Source organism: Photobacterium sp. S4TG1, from assembly GCF_036040035.1.
Classification (GTDB): Bacteria; Pseudomonadota; Gammaproteobacteria; order Enterobacterales; family Vibrionaceae; genus Photobacterium.
Window position 1 is genome coordinate 35651 of record NZ_JAYXUH010000016.1, and the last position, 17689, is coordinate 53339.

The following is a 17689-nucleotide window of genomic DNA, read 5'->3' on the forward strand; positions in this document are numbered from 1 at the left end:
TTTTATTAAGCGGTGATTATTTTGCTGGTGTTGCAGCCATGTCACGAGCAAATGTTAATGTATGTTTTGCGTTAGTCATCGTCATGGTATCCCCTGAAATGCTAACCTTATTCCAATCAGAAAGTGATTGCGTGAATGTTTGTTCAACCTTCATTTCACTATCTGGACATAGCATCATTGTCATTCCCATTTTCTCAATACGGAATTGACCATCTTTTACTTCAGCTTGACCAAAATAACGGTTACAACCGGCATGACCATTAGCCGCAAGATCGGCCGCTAGTGTAAGCGTTGGCGCGTGAGACGCTTCTGGTTGAGCAAGATCTTGATTATCAATCTGCACTAAAGACCAGTTGCCATTAGCAAGATCATTGCTTGTTACTGGTTGCGGTGTTTTAGTAATACCCGTTGTAGAACATGCAGCTAACATCATTGGGAGTACCAGTGCTGATAATAAACGCTTTTTCATTATAGTTATTCCTGAACAGTAATGTGTATGAGTGAGCAAAAGTGCAAACATAAAATAAAGTTTGCTTAACTAAATAATGGACACTTATTTTTAAAGCATGTTCATTGATGTCCATGCTAATAGTGGAAATTTTGAATAAAAATTTAGATTAGTTCAATACTTGCTCGTTGTGATTATACCTATTTCTTACTTAATAACGTCGATTTATTTGTTACTAAAGATATATTTGTGACTTATCTAGAAAACCGATAATTAAGTAAAAATATTTCTATGATTGATGGGGAAAGAAAAGGGCTAGTCAGTACGAGCCCTTCTATTTATGGTGTGCTGCTAGTGATTAGGCAGTTTTTGATTCAATAGTTTTTTCAACCATATGTAAATGTACATCTTGCTGTGGGAATGGAATCGAAATGCCTTCACGATCAAAGCGCATTTTCACTTCTCGTGTGATATCCCAATATACATCCCAATAGTCGTCTGTTTTAACCCAAGGACGAACAATGAAATCAACAGATGATGTATTTAATGTGTGAAGCTTAATCGTTGGTTCTGGGCTACGTAAAACTGAAGGATGGGATTCAACAATTTCATGTAAAATATGTTCTGTTTTTTCAATATCATCGCTATAACCAATACCGAAAATCATGTCGATACGGCGTACTTTTTCATGGGTAACGTTCTTGATTATATCACCCCAAATTTTACTGTTGGGTACGATAATAATTTCATTACTGAATGTTTTGATCGTGGTATTAACTAAACTCATATGGCTTACTTTGCCTGTAATACTTCCGGCTTCGACCAAATCACCGACATCAAATGGACGATAGATTAAGAGCATCATACCTGATGCAAAATTAGATAATGTATCTTGCAGTGCGAAACCGACGATAATACCAGCGACACCAAAACCGGTTAGGATTGGAGCAAGGTTTAAACCTACTTGTGAGAGTGCGATCAAAATACCGATAGCAAATACAATTTTGCCCGACATTGAAATAAAGAACTCTTGCATAAGCATCGACATTTTTAAATTCTTAGTCGATACCGCACGGGTTACCATTTTACGAACGATATTTTTTAACGTTTTAAATGCGAAGATAATAAAAATAAAGATAAAGACTTTAAAGATCATCTGTGGCAAGTTTTCAAATAGCCATGAACTAAAATCAGAAGTCCATGATGTCACGATTGACCACATAACCTTACTATTTAGTAAGTCATCGGTAACGTTACCCGTTTGTTCAAACAATAAGCGCTTATATTCAGCGGTATCAATACCCATATTGTCAGCAAGTTTTACTAAATCGGTTAAGTTTTTAGTATCACTATCAACTTGACGTTGCGACAAAATTTGAGTGACTTGTAATGTTTTTAGTTCATCACCTGTCGCTGATTTCATTTGCTTGTCGTTCAGTTCTAGTGCTTGACTACCAAAAGTAAGCGAAGCCGACATAAAGTCTAAACGATGTTCTATATTTTTCTTAAGCGCTTGAATTGAATTAGGTTGGGGTTTTCCTAAACGGTCCATCCACTGATAATTTTCCCATTCCTCATTAAGAACAAGAATAATAAAATCACGGCTTTCTGTTAGGGCTTTTAACGCCACTAATTTATCTGTGTCTTTTGCTTTATCGAGCGCTTTTTGATCGCGTTCAACTTTCGTTTGTAGAAATTTTTCAGCATCGGCTGCAAACTTTATTTGTTGCTCTACTTGTTTAACTAAAAGTTTTTTATCCGCTTGTTTATCATCAATTAAATCAGTTAGTGTTTTTCTTAATTCTTTGTTTTTATTAAGTAACTGTAAGCGAACTACATCAAGTGATGAGCCTGTTGTTGATGTTGCTTCTTTGGCTAACGTCGTTAATTCAAGATTAAGTTTTTGAAGCTGTTGGTATTCCACATTTTCTGGTTGTGGTGTTTCAAGTTGTGGTTTTGTATTCGCAAAACTTAACGTAGAAACGAAAATAAGCATTAGTACCAGTAAGCGCATGTTGCGATAAACTCCTGCTGGTGATATTAAAAATATGATGCTATCAGTCATTGATAACAGGCTTTTTATTGTCGTTAGACAAATATGAGCAGATTATAGCTAAATCGGCGCTTACGGCTATAGATATTCAATGCTATATAGAAAAATGACCATTAAAATTACACTTCATTATTATTAATTCACTTACGGAAGGTCTTGCTGACATAAAAAATGACATTGAGCAAAAGCCCATGTCCAATCAGGCATCCAAGATTCTTGAGTAAGAGCAATAACAATATTCTGTTGTGTAGAAGAGGGTATTAGCTGTCGTAATTGCGGGTAGTTAGATCTGTCGACGAGAAGAATATTACAGTCACTATTAATGAGCTGTTTGATTAGTCGGTTTGGATTTGCCTCTTTTATTTGTTGATATGTTTTTATATCACGATGATTAAATTGTTCAACAAACAAATCATGCACTGGCGAATTATCGATCAATAGCGCCACTGATTTTATTGGAATATCAGTTGATGTTAGTACATTGATCCATGAGGCTACATGATTTATAGGTAATTTATAGCACATTCTTACGCCTTATAATATACATCACTCTTGAGTGATTGGTTCGTATAGATAAGACTAGCTTATAATATTTAAAACACTGTCATTATAGAGTTAATTTCACATTTTAGTGAAGTAAGCCTGTGCTATGGCATTATTATGCTTTAGATGTACGTTCATTAAGATTTTTACGTACGATTTGACTGTTCTGCTGTGCGTAAAAGCGTACTTGGAACTGCGTATCATCAGTTAAAAATTCTACTTTATGCCAATATTGTGGTGGACTAATCGCAGCCTCCTCAGCATTAATAACGATTTCTTGCTCGATATCACCACGTTGATCTTTAAAACCGTAAAATTTTAATTGGCCTTGTAGGACGCAGATTTTGCCATAGACACCTGCCCGTGTGTTATGAAGATGAAGAAACATTTTCGGAATGTTTTCAGGAGTAAAAATAGGAGTAGATTTATAATTAACATAATCACTTGGAATAGCCGTCATGAGAATCTCCTTTGATTAACGTCAGTGACTTCTTAAAACATAACTATAAAATACATCTTTAATATTAGGGTTGCAATGGTTTTATTTTATTGTTGTTACGGTTGTTTTTATACGAAATATGTCGTTTAAATAAAAAAAGCCCCTTCATAAAAAGAAGAGGCAAGTTGTACCATCGCTATTATTATTCCTTAGATATAGCTTTAACCAAAATCACCATTTACATAACCACGAGTACGATCGTCTACTGGATTATTAAAAAGATTTTGTGTTTCATCATGTTCAACTAATTCACCCATTAAAAAGAATGCCGTGCGATCTGATATACGACGTGCTTGTTGCATTGAGTGAGTAACAATCACAATAGTGAATTCTTTTTTAAGGGTTTCCATTAAATCTTCAATTTTTTTGGTTGCGATAGGATCAAGCGCTGATGTTGGTTCGTCCATTAATATTACTTCAGGCTTCATCGCAATAGTACGCGCAATACATAATCGCTGTTGCTGGCCGCCAGAAAGGCCAAAGGCATGTGATTTTAAGCGATCTTTTACTTCATCCCATAAGGCTGCACCACGTAGTGATTGCTCAACAATAGTGTCTAATGTTTTTTTATCTTTAATGCCTTGTGCACGTAAACCGTAAGCAACATTTTCATAGATACTCATTGGGAATGGATTGGGTTTTTGAAAGACCATGCCGACCTTTATGCGTAATTGAGCCACATCAATATTGCCATAGACATTTTCATTATCGATGGTCAGTAAGCCTTTAATTGATACGCCTTCAATAAGATCATTCATACGATTTAAACAACGTAACAAGGTTGATTTACCGCAACCGGAAGGACCAATAAGTGCTGTGACTTGGCGATTAGGGATCGGTAAGTTGATCTTTTTCAACGCTTGGTTTTGACCGTAAAACAGATCAAGATTTTCAATATTAAATTTGTTCATGTTTATATCCTCAGAATTTAGTAAGTCGCAGTATTAAAACGGCTAGCGATAAGCTTGGTAATTAGGTTAATAACAAGAACAACAATAATGAGCACTGTCGCGGTACCATAAGCTTGGTTCCATTCATGTACGGTATAGAGCTCTTGCGTTAGCTTGTACAGGTGAACAGTAAGCGTACGTCCTGAGTCAAATACACTTTCAGGGATACGCGCTACCATGCCTGCAGTCATAAATACTGGTGCTGATTCACCAATAACACGACCGACGCTGAGGATAATAGCGGTTACAATTCCAGGCATAGCACTAGGAAGAATAAGTCGCCAAATAGTATAAATTTTAGAAGCACCCAAACCGTATGAGCCTTCACGGTAGGTTTGTGGCACTGCCATTAATGCTTCTTCGGTGGTACGAATAATTACCGGAAGAATCAAAATACTTAATGTTAATGCCCCTGATAAAATGGAATAACCAAATCCAAGAATAACCACAAAAAAGGTCATACCAAAAAGGCCATAAATAATAGAAGGAATACCAGCTAAAGATTCAGTGCAAAAACGAATGACTTTAACTAAACGGCTACCGACTTTTGCATATTCAGTAAGATAAATGGCTGTCATGATCCCTAATGGTGCCGCAACAGAAATTGAGGCAATGACCATATATAGAGTTGAAATTATCATTGGCCAAATACCGGACTCTTTACCGATAGTGGTGTAGTTAGAGCTAATGAAAGCCCAATCAACATGGGCAAGACCATTGCTAAGGATGTACCACATTACCCATAATAAAAAGCCAACAGTAATGCTTGCCGATAACCAGATAATGGCGAGCGACAGACGATCTTTTAGTTTTTGAGCTGCAGGATTAGCATTTTCTAATCGGCAGTGTTGAGATGATAATGAGTGATTGTTAGTCATTAGAAATTACCTTGCTCGCTCACGGTTAAGATAAAGAAGGGCACCGTTTAGCGTCATAATAAATACCAGTAACACAATGCCAGTGGCGTATAATGCGCTAGCGTGAATCCCTGTTGCGTAAGACATTTCAATAGCAATGTTTGCAGTCAACGTTCGAGCAGATTCAAGTAAACCTTCAGGCATAGCTGGGGAGTTACCCATAACCATAATGATAGCCATAGTCTCACCAAGTGCGCGCGCTACGCCTAAAATGACGCCAGTCATAATGCCTGAACGTGCAGCAGGAACAATCAGTTTAAAAATAGTAAACATCGATGAGGCCCCAAGTGCTAAAGAACCTTCTTTATAAGCACGAGGCACAGCACGAATTGAGGTTTCAGAAATAGTAATAACAGTTGGAAGAATCATCACAGCAAGAACAATGATTCCCGCTAAGATAGTATTACCCGCAGGCACGTTAAATATATCTTGAATCAGCGGTACAATAATAACTAGTCCAAAAAAGCCATAAACAACAGATGGAATACCCGCTAAAAGCTCAATCATAGGGCGAATAAAATTAGCAAGAGATCTTGGGGCAACTTCCGCAATAAAAATTGCAGTTAATACGCCAATGGGCACACCAATCATAACGGCACCTGCCGTTGAGACTAATGAAGCAACAATCATCGGTGCGATACCGTAAAGGGCTGGAGGTAGCCAATCGGTACCAAAAATAATGCCAGTAACGCCAGAATAGGCAAAAGCTGCATAGCCTTCACGGAAAATAAAGTAGCCAATGGTTACGAGGGATAATATACCGATAGCTGCACTGAGCATAAAAAGGTATTTAAAGAACAACTCACGCCAGTCAATACGTTTTTTCGACTTTAGCAACGGTGTATCCTTGATCGATTTTTCAATATTTGCGATGGTCATAATCTACACTCCAGAAAAAAGACTAATAATTTGCCTATTTCTGAGAAGTCAAAAACGCTCAACTCAATTGTTGAGCGTTAAAAATAAAATTAGTTAACTGAGATAAAGCCTTTTTCTGCAACAATTTTTTGTGCTGCTGGGGATTGTGCCCATGTAAGAAACTTCAATGCTTCACTTGATGGACGGCCTTCTTTATAAACCACAATGAATGGACGTTGAACGCTATAATCACCGGCTTTAATTGAAGCAACCGATGGTTTATGGCCATCAATGGTAAGTGCTTTTACTGTGTTATCAACCGAGCCTAGTGAAATGTAACCGATAGCAAAAGGGTTATTCGCAACCGTTGTTTTTAATTGACCATTGCCACTTGCCACTTGTGCTTTTTGTGAAATGGCAGAGACTTTGATATCGTTAATTTTTTTCTTTAGCGACATAATATCTTCAAATGCACCACGAGTACCTGATGCTGTATCGCGAGTAGCAACAACGATAGGTTTATCTTCACCACCGACTTGATTCCAGTTAGTTACGTTACCTTTGTAGATTTCAGTAATTTGTTCTTTAGTTAAATCAGTAACAGGGTTGCTGTTATTAACCACGACAGCAATACCATCTCGTGCGATCACAACTTCTTTTAGTTGTGGTGATTCTTCAGATTTTTTCAAACTACGTGATGACATACCAAGATCTGCTGAACCATCGTGTGCAACACGAATACCCGCTGATGACCCTGGTCCTTGAACTTCTACCGTAACATCGTTAGATTTCGCATAAGTCTCACCTAAAACTTCCATGAGGGGAGATACAGAGCTAGAACCTACAACAGAGATAGTCTCGCCAGCAAACACTGCAGAACTCGTTATAAGTGAACTTGCAACAACAACTGCGCCGATAATCTTTGTTTTCATTTTCCTAATCCTTTCTTGTTGGGCAAAATGCCAATAGGTTTGAATGAACATGACAAAGAGTAGAAAAGTTATGTGACAGTAATGTTTCAGAAGTTTGAACACTCGATGAATGTTGTAGTAAAAAATGCTGATGTTTGTCGTAATGGACTTTTAAAGAGGGGAATATTTCCACGTAAAAGAAAGAATTAATATTCAGCCAATAAAAGAGCTGGCATATACTATAAATGACAGTAAGTACTACTGATTAAATGAGCGTCAGTATATTTTTGTTGCTAGATTTTTTATAAATATAAAGGTTGTAGATGTTAAAAAAAGCACAACAAATGATTGTTTTCAATGCACTTACAAAACAACAAAGCTTTACTAAAGCAGCGCAGTTACTTGATATATCTCGTACCCAAGTAAGTAAACTTATTCAGCAACTTGAGCAACGGCTGGGAGTGCAGTTAGTGCAGCGAACAACGCGCTCTTTTGCTTTAACCGATGCTGGACGATTGTTTGCTAAGCATTGTGAAAAAGTGGTGGAAGAAATAAATGAAGCTGAAAGTGAATTATTAGGTAATGAGGATAATTCTCAAGGTTTATTAAGAGTAGGTATTGCGCAGTCTTTTGCTTCTAATCATGTTGCTCCTTATATAAACGAGTTTCATGAACAACATCCTTTATTAAACCTAGAGTTGAGTTTATTTGATCATCGTGTTGATTTAATCGCAGAGCAACTTGATCTGTGGATTGGGTTCATGGACTCTCCACCCGAAGGGTTTGTGGCTCGGCATTTGAGCAATTGTGATTTTGTATTAGTGGCAAGCCCTGAATATTTAGCGACTCACGGGGTGCCATATCAGCCGAGTGATTTAGCTGAGCATAATTGTATTATTTATTTTAGTCGTGAGCGTAAAGATAATGTCTGGAGCTTTAGTCAACAAAATGATAATCAAGACATTAAAGTGACGGGGAATTACCGTGTTGATTCCGCTGATGCTATTCGAGATGCAACGATTGCAGGTAATGGTATTGGTTATTTAGCGACATACTTATTAACTGATGAAATTCGCCAAGGTAAGTTGATTCGGTTGATGCCAGACTGGCAATTAACCCAGCATATGCCGTTATATGCCGTTTACCCAAGACATAAATTTTTACCGAATAAAGTCAATCTATTCATTGAATTTATTCGACGTCATATCGATGCAGGTAATATTTTGTGTAAATGGTAACGATGTAAAAAACAGCGATCAGACGCAAACGGTTGGCTAAAATTTAGCTTTGAATGTTTCAAATTGTAAACATTGAGGGTAATAGTATCCCTTACAGGAACTAATCTAATGATTTTCGTTTGCTTAGCTTGAAAATCATGCAATTTAACCATGACTTGTTAATTTAGTGTTGTTTGTTATAACAATTTGATCCTTGTCACACTTTTTTTTATGAATACACTCTTTCCGCAATCGTTTACTACACCAAACATTGGGGAATGACTTTGCATTATCTCGTCGGCCTACTCGGTATAATTACTATTTTTACAGTTGGTTTTTTATTTTCTGAAAACCGCTCAGCAGTGAACTGGCGCAGTGTACTTGGTGCTTTTTGCATTCAAGTTGTCTTTGCAGCTTTTATTCTTTATGTACCTGTTGGTCGTGTGGTACTAAACAGTGTGTCTAGCGCTGTTTCAGGAGTGATTGATTATGGTCATGAAGGAACATCATTCTTATTTGGTCAACTAGCTCAATTTAAATTAGGCTTTATTTTTGCAGTTAATGTTTTACCTTCTATTGTCTTCTTCTCAGCATTAATTTCCGTATTATATTACGTCGGTATCATGAAATGGGTGATTCGCGGTATTGGTGGTTTGTTACAACGTTTACTAGGTACGACTCGTACTGAATCAATGTCTGCAACAGCAAATATCTTTGTTGGCTCTGTAGAAGCACCATTAGTTGTACGTCCATTCCTTGCTCGTATGACTCGCTCTGAATTATTTGCCGTAATGGTGGGCGGATTAGCCTCTGTTGCTGGTGGTACTATGGTTGGTTATGCTGGGCTTGGCGTACAGTTAAAGTATCTTATTGCGGCAAGTTTTATGTCTGCTCCTGCTGGATTGATGATGGCGAAATTGATCGTGCCACAAACAGAAGGTGTACACAGCATGGAAGAGGAAGATGACGGTGAAGAAGATGAACCAGTTAACTTAGTTGATGCAGCTTCTCGTGGTGCTTTGAGTGGTTTACAGATTGCAATGGCCGTTGGTGCAAGTTTATTAGCAGTGATCAGTTTGATTGCCATGGTGAATGGTGGATTGGGTCATATTGGTCATTGGGTTGGTATTGATGACTTAAGCTTAAATATGATTTTTGGTTACTTATTTGCACCTGTTGCTTGGTTAATTGGTGTGCCATGGTCAGAAGCAACAACTGCAGCGAGTCTTATTGGTACTAAAATTGCTGTTAATGAGTTTATTGCGTTTGCTGAGCTAATGAAGCCAGAAACAATTGCTAAACTGAGTGAGCATTCTCAGGCGATAGTTACTTTTGCTCTTTGTGGCTTTGCTAATCTAACATCTATTGCAATGCTAATGGGTGGATTAGGCGGAATCGTACCTAAACGTCGCCCCGAAATTGCACGCTTGGGAATGAAGGCTATTTTTGCTGCAACCTTAGCTAATTTAATGAGTGCTACGTTAGCCGGTTTATTTCTTCCTTTTTAAGAGTAATATATTCACCCTAAGCGATTAAAATAAACAGAGAGCCTAGCTCTCTGTTTTTGCATCTAACATGAGCATTAATAATGGGGGACGATCAATGAAATCGGAAAGCGATAAGCTCATTGCTAAGCATGAACAATTAATTCATAGTGATGGTTTAACCGTGTCTTCTCATACTCAGCGGGATGATGGCGAATGGATACAGCATTCGTTGATGATAGATGGCTATAATGTACCTTTTAAGTTTAAGCGTAAGTCAAAATATAAAACACTGACCGGTGCAAAAGTTAATATGACTTATTATGCTGATATCATTGTTGTGGCTGGTTTAGAATTTGAAATAATGAAAGTTGTTCGCATTAAGCGTTATTAATATTAACAAGGAAAAAGAATGAATTGGTACTTTTTGGTTCTTAGTAAATATGCTCAATTTCAAGGGCGTTCACGCAGAAAAGAATTTTGGTTTTTTACTTTAATTAACGCATTTATAAGCATGGCATGTAATCTCGTTGATACGACTCTACATTTACCCACGCTGATGGAAGGTTATGGCGTGTTAGCTGCATTATATGCGGCTTTTGCTTTTATCCCAACAGTGGCTGTTACTGTCCGTCGTTTACATGACCAGGATCGTACTGGTTGGTGGGCATTGATTATGTTAATTCCAATTGTTGGTATTTTAGTGCTGCTTTATTTTATGGTGCAAAACAGCACTGAAGGCAGTAACCGCTTTGGCAATAGTCCAAAACAGAATGATAATTCAACATTAAGCGTCTAAATTCGTTGATATCTTGATGAATGAACATAACCCAGTCTTTGGATTGGGTTTTTTTATGGAATAGAAACAGAAATAGAATCATTCATTCCATTCCTGAACAATGTGCTTTAGTATGATGCTATTAGCTGACCATGTAGTTTTGACCGAAACAGGCATTATATTCTGAATATAGCTAATAGACTGAGTTTCATCGTTTAGGAGTACGATAATGACGCAATACCACCAATATGAACCCCCCTCATCAATAATATCGCATATTTTTTTCTTGGATGCGGTATGCACTGTAATGGCCTTTTCTTCTGCCTCTTATTTTAGCTTTCGATTTAGTAACGGTTCTCTGTAACCGCACTTGTTATTGATTAAAAATCATAGGTTATGACTCATATATCTGCTTATAGATATATGGATTGCTATATCTAACAATAAGAAAAGAGAAAAATATGAATACTAAATTATTAGGAAGTTCGCTGATTATAGCGGGCACAGCGCTAGGTGCTGGCATGCTTGCTATACCGATGGTATTAGCACAATTTGGTTTGTTATCTGGTTCTTTATTAATGCTGCTTATATGGAGTGGTACCACGTATGCCGCTTTATTATTATTAGAAGCCAGCATTAAAGTAGGTGGTGGTTTAGGCATGAACACCATCGCTCGAAAAACATTAGGCAAAGGTGGTCAAGTAATTACTAATGGATTGTTGTATGCATTATTAGTTTGCTTATTAATGGCTTACATTATTGGTGCCGGTGATTTATTACAGAAGTTGACGACAGGTTTTGGCTTTGAGCTATCAATGTTACAAAGTCAGATTGTCTTTACTGTACTTGCTGGTTGCATTGTCGCTGCGGGAACAGGTGTTGTTGATAAGCTAAACCGTGTTTTGTTCTTAATTATGATTGCGGTATTAGTTATTACTTTATGCGCTTTAATCCCCGGTATGAGTTTTAATCACTTTTTTGAAGCGAGTAATAATAGCAATATTGATTTAATTAAAACCAGTGCTGTATTGTTCACGAGTTTTGGTTTCTTTCCTGTCATTCCATCATTGGTATCATACAATGATAAAGCAAGCCATAAGCAATTAAGAAACATGGTGTTATTAGGTTCACTGATTCCCTTGAGTTGTTATCTACTGTGGTTATATGCGGTTGTTGGCAGTTTATCAGCGGAGCAACTGGTTAAATTTGACAATGTTTCTGTTTTAATTGATGCGTTGAGTTCGCGATTCTCTGGCATACATATTATTTTATCTGTATTTACAGGATTAGCTTTATTAACTTCATTTTTAGGTGTAGCAATGTCGTTGTTTGACCAGAATGTTGATTTATTCAGACAAAACCGTGCTGTAACCTATGTTTTAACGTTTATATTACCTTTGCTTGGGGCAATCTTTGCTGCTAATCAATTTCTATCAGTCTTAAATTACGCTGGGTTGATTCTTGTTTTTATTGCTGTCTTTATACCTATGTTGATGATTTACAATATTCGTAAGACGGCACAAGTCGAACAAAGTTCTGATTATCAAGTGAAAGGTGGTTCATTAGCAATGTTAATGAGTTTGCTTTTTGGTTGTTTTTTAATTGGAGCTCAACTTATTTAATGAGTTAGCTATTGATATAAACGCTCATCATCTTATTGGTGGGCGTTTTTTTGATTTTAAAAATAATAAATTGAATATGTTTAGGAAGGATGAGGGTAACAGATTGACCGATCTGTAATACCCTTTAAAGCACTTTATATGACCAGTATAAAGTTAGATCACTAATAACTATAAACTGCTTGGAGTACGATGTAATATCGTAAGCAATTGAGATAGTTAACGGATGTAATCATACAAAGTTTCATTAATGAGGGCTATCACCTAGACGTTTTTAGCAATACGGATTTTTTGCTAAAAGTGTAAAGAAAAAATTACACAATCTATCTTTGGGATCTAAGCTTACTGTTTTTTTATTAGGTGAGTGATTAGGGTTGTTTTATTTTCTAATAATTAGAATGGTTGCAGGTATTTGTAGATGCTATGGGATAAAGCTTTAACAGTTGCTAACGATGCGAGAGAAGCACAAGTATTGCTGCCTATTGCGACCACTAGCTCAGTTGTTTCTGAGCAGGGAATTGATTTTTCTATTAAGGTTATGAATGATAATCTTACTAAAAAAATACAACAAGGACAGACAGGAAATAATCCATTTTTGCCATATGAAGAGCAAATGTTTGTTGATAATGTTGGGCATGAGCATGTGTGCCTATTAAATAAATACCCAATAGGGGAGCCACATTTACTTATTTGCAGTAAGGCATTTGTTAGTCAATCTTCTTTACTTGATCTTTATGATTTTTCTGCCTGGATCCAAGGTGTAACATATACCAATGTGCTGGGTTTTTTTAATTCAGCTTCAGAGGCCGGTGCCAGTCAGCGTCATCGACACATGCAGTTAATGAAAACGGTGGTACCGTTAGAAGATATGATTTTATCTGGCAAGTTGCCGTTTAGACATAAATTATTTACTTTTGATCGGATTAATAGTGAGAAGGCGTATTTTTGCTATTTAGCGGCAATGCATGATTTAGGGTTAACACCAAATAATGTTACAGTGAATATTAACGAGCCGATAGAGTGTTCACCTTATAATATTCTATTAACTCAACATTGGATGCTAGTGATCCCTCGATTAACGAATCATATTGGTGATATATTTGCTAATGCCCTTAATTATTCAGGATGTTTCTTAGTTAAAGATCAGCAACAATATGACTGGTTAACGGATTATGGCTGTTTACGGTTATTAACAGAATGCGTCACACCATAAAGACGATTGAGGGAGTATAAATACTCCCTTTTTATGGTTTCGGCATTTGTACAATAGCTAAGAAACGTTTTGGGTAGCCGCTATGGTAATAACTCGTTTCAGTTACACCAAAATGCTTCTTAGACGATGAGCTATGAATAAATTTAAGTGAGCCTGATTTTACTTCTGTAATGATCCCAGCATGACCGGGTTTTCTTATTTTTGAATTTGTACCAGTAAAAACAATAAGATCACCCACTTGTGCATTTTTTATTGGCACTGATTTATTGAATAATCGTGTATATGAGGCTGTGGTTCTTGGAATCGAGATATGAGAATGTTTGTATACATATTGAATGAAGCCTGAACAATCGAATCCTTTAGGGGTCGTTCCCCCCCAAACATAACGAGTACCAATGTATTTTTTTGCGAAACGAATCATTTTTTGTTGTTCTATTGTTATTATAGGTTTCGATTGATTTGCATTTTTAAATTTCAACGTATTGATTTCGTTTGTCTTTTCAGGACTGGCATTTACATTTGATTCGTAAGAAATGACAACTAACAACGATAAGGAAAATATGATTTTAAAGTATTTATTCATGGTGGTTATTATATCTTCATTTATAATATTTATGTATGATTAGTATACTAAAGATTTATTTGTAGCTTACAATAGATATTAAATATTATTGATTAATATCAAATTAGATTTTAGTGTTAGGTATAACCTATAATAATTATCTACACACATTAAAATATAATTGTTTTGTATGACTCTTTGCTAAATGAGAGTTATTTACTATGAGTTTTCATATGTCATATAAAAGATACCACAATATTTCTTTTTACTTTATTAAAATAATATCGAATAATTTATTAAACACTATTCATTTTTCTTTTTTGTTATTAACACTTTTTTTTACAAAAGCAGTATTAGCAACACCGACTTTAACTATTTGGTCTTCACACCAAAATCGTGATTTTTTAACGATAATGACAGATAAATATAAAAAAAGTCATGATGTTGATATATCAATTGTTCAACTTGATCCATCGGAAATAAAAGCAGAGATTTTGTTAAGTGCTCAAGATGGCGGTTTACCCGATCTTATTGTTATCCCTTCAGATTTTTTGGGGCTGCATAATATGATGGATTTATCGGAAATTCCACGTGATTGGTATATAGAAAAACTAAGCCCAAGGGTAAAAGCGACGATAAAATCAGGTGGAAAATATTGGGGTATTCCTCTTATTCAAGGCAATTTTTTACTTTTATATTACAATAAAAAATATGTGACAAAGCCTGCAACAGACTTTAATGATATTATTTTAGAGAAAAAAAAATTCTTAGATAAAAATATTATGCCGATGGGATGGAACTATAATGATATGTATTATTTTATTCCTTTCTTATCAGCGTTTAACGGCTGGCCTATCGTTGGTGGCAGAATTGTGCTTGATACTCCAGCGATGGTTAAAGCATTAAAATATTATCATTCTTTAGCTGAGCAAGGTATTGTTGATCGTAACTGCGATTATCGCTGTTCTCAGCTAGATTTTATCAGGGGTAAAAGCGCATATTCTATTAATGGTGACTGGGCATACAATGATTTAAAAATGATGCTTGGAGATGATCTTGGTATAGCAGTATTACCTAAAGTTGATGGTAAGACTATGCACCCTATGTCTAGTACATTTGTTTTGGCTATTCCTAACAATTCTCAACGCTTAAAAAAGAAACAGAAATTAATTAAAAATTTTGCTGAGTTTATTCAACAATCCACCAATCAACATGCAGTATATGAAAAAACAAAGTTACTACCTATATCTATGACGTATTATAGGCAGCTTAGATTGAAAGCAACCGAAGATAATTTGGTCATGTTTCATCAAATGGCGCTAACAAAGCTTATGCCATCAACATTGAATATGGCGATTGCATGGCAGGCTATAGCAATAGGTTTTCAACGATATCAAGCCGGTGCTACTGCTGAATATGCGGCAGCTCATATGCAAAAAATGGCGATGAAGCAGATTCAGAATTTGGATGATAATTAATGAAGTTACGCTTAAAACCATCATTAGCATTATTAATGTTAATTATTGCTGTTGTACCTGCGGCCATTGTTGGTGGTTTACTGTTAAAACAACAGTCCGATGTTGAAACGAATTACCGTATCGGTATGCTAGATAGATTATCTAATACAATAGAACAAGAATTTGATTATCGTTTTTCTTTATTGTCGACAAGCTTGGATGTGTTATCACGAGATAGGCTATTTGTTCAGGCGATTGATAATTTCTTTCTTGCTGGCCACGTGAATTCTTCTTTAGGCACGCTAGTCAAAAATACACCATTAATTCAGGCTGCTTATTTAGTTGATGATCAGTGGTCTGAAATTGAAAGTTTTAATGGGATTCATGGGTTATCTTCTTTTTTAAAATTAAAAGATCTTCTGAGTTATCGTTTATCAACCAATAATGGTAAAGGTCGACAATGGGTATTTTACTATAATGATGAAGATTTGATGCCGCTAAAATTTAATCCAACACGTCGTGGGATTATTATTGGAGTACCTATATTTCAATCGATGACAAATGGCTTAAAGCGTGTCCCTTTAGGTTATTTAATCATAGTTGTTCCTATTGAAAATATTATTAAAGTATTACGCCCTTATTTAAAAGATGGAGAACGGGTTGTTTTTAAAAATCATAATGCAGGGGTAATGGGGCATGAAGGTAATGTAAGTGATATTGTTATTGCTCAAGGTAAAATAGATAAAAACACACCGACTATTCATAAAACTATAAATATAAAATTAGGAAATAAATATATTTCAGAACCTATTCAGTATGTTATGAACGTGTATATGGATAAGTATCTGGGAGAGAATCCTTATATAAACTCGTTAAAATATATATCATTATTTGGTGTGGTTATTATTTTATTGTCACTTTTTAGTGCGGGTTTGACATATCGCTGGATTGCGAGACCATTGGGTGGGCTAATGGATATGGTTCGATCTTATTCTCGTGGTGAATACAGGTGTTCAAATAAAGAATTACGTTTTGCTGAATTTATTATGGTTGAACGGCTGATTCGTAATATGGCAAAAACGATTCGAGCTCAAATGGCAGATTTAGCTGCGACGAATAAAGAATTGAATATTGCCTATTTAGAAAAAGAACAAGCAAATTTACAACTAGTTAATTTCAATGATGAATTAGAACGAAAAGTTGAAGAAAAGACTTTAGCCTTGAGTCGATCATTATTGCGAGAAGAAAATCGCCGATCGATGTTGCAATCATTATTATCATTTAGCCATGAACTTCAATCTGGCAATATTATAGAAACGGTAATGACGCAAGTGGTTGCTCTATACCCATTAGCTGGTTGGGCAATGAAAAGCTATGTTAATAATGAAATGACATGGGCTTGTGAAAATATTGATCAGGCACGTTTAGAAATGCCAGACATACAGCCTGACGGTCATTATTGTGATTATTATTGTGTGTCTAATAACGATAGGTATTTACATTGTTTTAAGATTAAAAATAGCAAGAATGACATTACAGGTATAATTGTAATGCAATATACAGCATTAGAACATGATGATTTTGAAGTGATTTCTTTATTTGTTCGCCAATTATCAATTGAATTAGAGGGTCGCTTGTTAAATGAAGAATTGGTGCGAATAGCCGTTACTGATTCGTTAACAGGACTTGCGAACAGAAAAGCCTTTGATAAAGATTTTGAAGGGTACATACAATTAATTAACCGCTATCCTGATCGCCATTTTGGTTTGTTCATGCTTGATGTTAATGGATTGAAACGAGCAAATGATCAATATGGTCATAGCATGGGTGATGCATTATTAATTGAAACCAGTAAGTTATTAGTTGAAACCTGTCGATTGACGGATAAAGTTTATCGTCTTGGTGGCGATGAATTTGCCATTATTTTAGAAGCAGGGGACTGTGATAGCTGTGACATTTTATGGCGCCGATTAGAAAAAGTACGCGATCAAATTAATTATGCATGCTTACCTAATGGAAAACGGGTTGAAATACATTTTGCGGTTGGATACGCCAGTACTGATCAGTATCCAGCAGAGCAAATTTGTTTAGTTGCAGATAAAGCAATGTATAAAGATAAGCGTCATTTTTATACTCAAACAGGTATTGAACGATGACAAACATAACCACTGCGATAATAG

At 36.0% G+C, this 17689-nt stretch carries 17 protein-coding genes; 8 read left to right on the forward strand and 9 right to left on the reverse strand.

The features are described from left to right. Window positions 1-16: 16 nt before the first annotated feature. From VXS03_RS16055 to VXS03_RS16090, 8 genes are all read right to left on the reverse strand, one after another. Window positions 17-469: an META domain-containing protein gene (locus tag VXS03_RS16055; protein ID WP_327764904.1), complete on the reverse strand. Its 453-nt coding sequence runs from the start codon at window positions 467-469 to the stop codon at window positions 17-19. Window positions 470-806: 337 nt separating this feature from the next. Further along, on the reverse strand, window positions 807-2462 hold the full coding sequence (locus tag VXS03_RS16060) for a mechanosensitive ion channel family protein (protein ID WP_327764905.1): 1656 nt from the start codon (window positions 2460-2462) through the stop codon (window positions 807-809). A gap of 183 nt (window positions 2463-2645) precedes the next feature. After that, window positions 2646-3026 (reverse strand): hypothetical protein, encoded by a 381-nt coding sequence (locus VXS03_RS16065; RefSeq protein WP_327764906.1) that lies wholly within the window; start codon window positions 3024-3026, stop codon window positions 2646-2648. 133 nt (window positions 3027-3159) lie between these two features. Next, window positions 3160-3504 (reverse strand): DUF1971 domain-containing protein, encoded by a 345-nt coding sequence (locus tag VXS03_RS16070; protein WP_327764907.1) that lies wholly within the window; start codon window positions 3502-3504, stop codon window positions 3160-3162. A 200-nt stretch (window positions 3505-3704) separates the two neighbouring features. Continuing rightward, window positions 3705-4454 carry a phosphate ABC transporter ATP-binding protein PstB gene (gene pstB / locus VXS03_RS16075; RefSeq protein ID WP_327764908.1) on the reverse strand — a complete coding sequence of 250 codons (750 nt, stop codon included), beginning with the start codon at window positions 4452-4454 and terminating at the stop codon, window positions 3705-3707. A 17-nt stretch (window positions 4455-4471) separates the two neighbouring features. Further along, a complete protein-coding gene (gene pstA / locus VXS03_RS16080) occupies window positions 4472-5371 on the reverse strand; it encodes a phosphate ABC transporter permease PstA (protein WP_327764909.1) in 900 nt (299 codons plus the stop codon). Window positions 5372-5377: 6 nt separating this feature from the next. Beyond that, complete coding sequence (pstC, locus tag VXS03_RS16085) at window positions 5378-6289, reverse strand: phosphate ABC transporter permease subunit PstC (protein ID WP_327764910.1); 912 nt, start codon at window positions 6287-6289, stop codon at window positions 5378-5380. 89 nt (window positions 6290-6378) lie between these two features. After that, on the reverse strand, window positions 6379-7200 hold the full coding sequence (locus VXS03_RS16090; protein ID WP_327764911.1) for a phosphate ABC transporter substrate-binding protein: 822 nt from the start codon (window positions 7198-7200) through the stop codon (window positions 6379-6381). A gap of 302 nt (window positions 7201-7502) precedes the next feature. Between VXS03_RS16090 and VXS03_RS16095 the strand changes: the two genes are divergently transcribed. The 6 genes from VXS03_RS16095 to VXS03_RS16120 all read left to right on the forward strand — a co-directional run bounded on the left by VXS03_RS16095 (window position 7503) and on the right by VXS03_RS16120 (window position 13490). Beyond that, window positions 7503-8417, forward strand: a complete 915-nt coding sequence (locus tag VXS03_RS16095) for a LysR family transcriptional regulator (protein ID WP_327764912.1) — start codon at window positions 7503-7505, stop codon at window positions 8415-8417. A gap of 257 nt (window positions 8418-8674) precedes the next feature. Further along, window positions 8675-9904, forward strand: coding sequence for a NupC/NupG family nucleoside CNT transporter (locus tag VXS03_RS16100; protein ID WP_442957458.1), 1230 nt, complete (start codon window positions 8675-8677; stop codon window positions 9902-9904). A 94-nt stretch (window positions 9905-9998) separates the two neighbouring features. Next, on the forward strand, window positions 9999-10274 hold the full coding sequence (locus tag VXS03_RS16105; RefSeq protein WP_080159178.1) for a hypothetical protein: 276 nt from the start codon (window positions 9999-10001) through the stop codon (window positions 10272-10274). A gap of 18 nt (window positions 10275-10292) precedes the next feature. Beyond that, window positions 10293-10679, forward strand: coding sequence for a DUF805 domain-containing protein (locus VXS03_RS16110; protein ID WP_327764914.1), 387 nt, complete (start codon window positions 10293-10295; stop codon window positions 10677-10679). A gap of 440 nt (window positions 10680-11119) precedes the next feature. Next, on the forward strand, window positions 11120-12280 hold the full coding sequence (locus tag VXS03_RS16115) for an amino acid permease (protein WP_327764915.1): 1161 nt from the start codon (window positions 11120-11122) through the stop codon (window positions 12278-12280). A gap of 415 nt (window positions 12281-12695) precedes the next feature. Then, window positions 12696-13490 carry a phosphorylase gene (locus VXS03_RS16120; protein ID WP_327764916.1) on the forward strand — a complete coding sequence of 265 codons (795 nt, stop codon included), beginning with the start codon at window positions 12696-12698 and terminating at the stop codon, window positions 13488-13490. A gap of 31 nt (window positions 13491-13521) precedes the next feature. Here VXS03_RS16120 and VXS03_RS16125 read toward each other — a convergent pair whose 3' ends face one another. Further along, the gene (locus VXS03_RS16125; protein ID WP_327764917.1) at window positions 13522-14073 is read right to left on the reverse strand and encodes a C40 family peptidase; all 552 of its coding nucleotides are present in this window, start codon (window positions 14071-14073) and stop codon (window positions 13522-13524) included. Window positions 14074-14285: 212 nt separating this feature from the next. Here VXS03_RS16125 and VXS03_RS16130 point away from each other — a divergent pair, with 212 nt between their 5' ends. Together VXS03_RS16130 and VXS03_RS16135 are read left to right on the forward strand one after the other, a co-directional pair. After that, complete coding sequence (locus VXS03_RS16130) at window positions 14286-15530, forward strand: sugar ABC transporter substrate-binding protein (protein ID WP_327764918.1); 1245 nt, start codon at window positions 14286-14288, stop codon at window positions 15528-15530. After that, window positions 15530-17665: a diguanylate cyclase domain-containing protein gene (locus VXS03_RS16135; protein WP_327764919.1), complete on the forward strand. Its 2136-nt coding sequence runs from the start codon at window positions 15530-15532 to the stop codon at window positions 17663-17665. Before VXS03_RS16130 ends, VXS03_RS16135 begins: the two co-directional genes overlap by 1 nt. Window positions 17666-17689: the final 24 nt, after the last annotated feature.

Excerpts from the sequence above, each read along its gene's own strand:
- VXS03_RS16100 (WP_442957458.1), top strand. The coding sequence starts at position 8,675 with ATGACTTTGCATTATCTCGTCGGCCTACTCGGTATAATTACTATTTTT.
- VXS03_RS16130 (WP_327764918.1), top strand. The coding sequence starts at position 14,286 with ATGTCATATAAAAGATACCACAATATTTCTTTTTACTTTATTAAAATA.
- VXS03_RS16060 (WP_327764905.1), bottom strand. The coding sequence starts at position 2,462 with ATGCGCTTACTGGTACTAATGCTTATTTTCGTTTCTACGTTAAGTTTT.
- pstC (WP_327764910.1), bottom strand. The coding sequence starts at position 6,289 with ATGACCATCGCAAATATTGAAAAATCGATCAAGGATACACCGTTGCTA.
- VXS03_RS16090 (WP_327764911.1), bottom strand. The coding sequence starts at position 7,200 with ATGAAAACAAAGATTATCGGCGCAGTTGTTGTTGCAAGTTCACTTATA.
- VXS03_RS16070 (WP_327764907.1), bottom strand. The coding sequence starts at position 3,504 with ATGACGGCTATTCCAAGTGATTATGTTAATTATAAATCTACTCCTATT.
- VXS03_RS16055 (WP_327764904.1), bottom strand. The coding sequence starts at position 469 with ATGAAAAAGCGTTTATTATCAGCACTGGTACTCCCAATGATGTTAGCT.
- VXS03_RS16125 (WP_327764917.1), bottom strand. The coding sequence starts at position 14,073 with ATGAATAAATACTTTAAAATCATATTTTCCTTATCGTTGTTAGTTGTC.
- VXS03_RS16135 (WP_327764919.1), top strand. The coding sequence starts at position 15,530 with ATGAAGTTACGCTTAAAACCATCATTAGCATTATTAATGTTAATTATT.
- VXS03_RS16120 (WP_327764916.1), top strand. The coding sequence starts at position 12,696 with ATGCTATGGGATAAAGCTTTAACAGTTGCTAACGATGCGAGAGAAGCA.
- VXS03_RS16065 (WP_327764906.1), bottom strand. The coding sequence starts at position 3,026 with ATGTGCTATAAATTACCTATAAATCATGTAGCCTCATGGATCAATGTA.
- VXS03_RS16110 (WP_327764914.1), top strand. The coding sequence starts at position 10,293 with ATGAATTGGTACTTTTTGGTTCTTAGTAAATATGCTCAATTTCAAGGG.
- VXS03_RS16115 (WP_327764915.1), top strand. The coding sequence starts at position 11,120 with ATGAATACTAAATTATTAGGAAGTTCGCTGATTATAGCGGGCACAGCG.
- pstB (WP_327764908.1), bottom strand. The coding sequence starts at position 4,454 with ATGAACAAATTTAATATTGAAAATCTTGATCTGTTTTACGGTCAAAAC.
- VXS03_RS16105 (WP_080159178.1), top strand. The coding sequence starts at position 9,999 with ATGAAATCGGAAAGCGATAAGCTCATTGCTAAGCATGAACAATTAATT.
- VXS03_RS16095 (WP_327764912.1), top strand. The coding sequence starts at position 7,503 with ATGTTAAAAAAAGCACAACAAATGATTGTTTTCAATGCACTTACAAAA.
- pstA (WP_327764909.1), bottom strand. The coding sequence starts at position 5,371 with ATGACTAACAATCACTCATTATCATCTCAACACTGCCGATTAGAAAAT.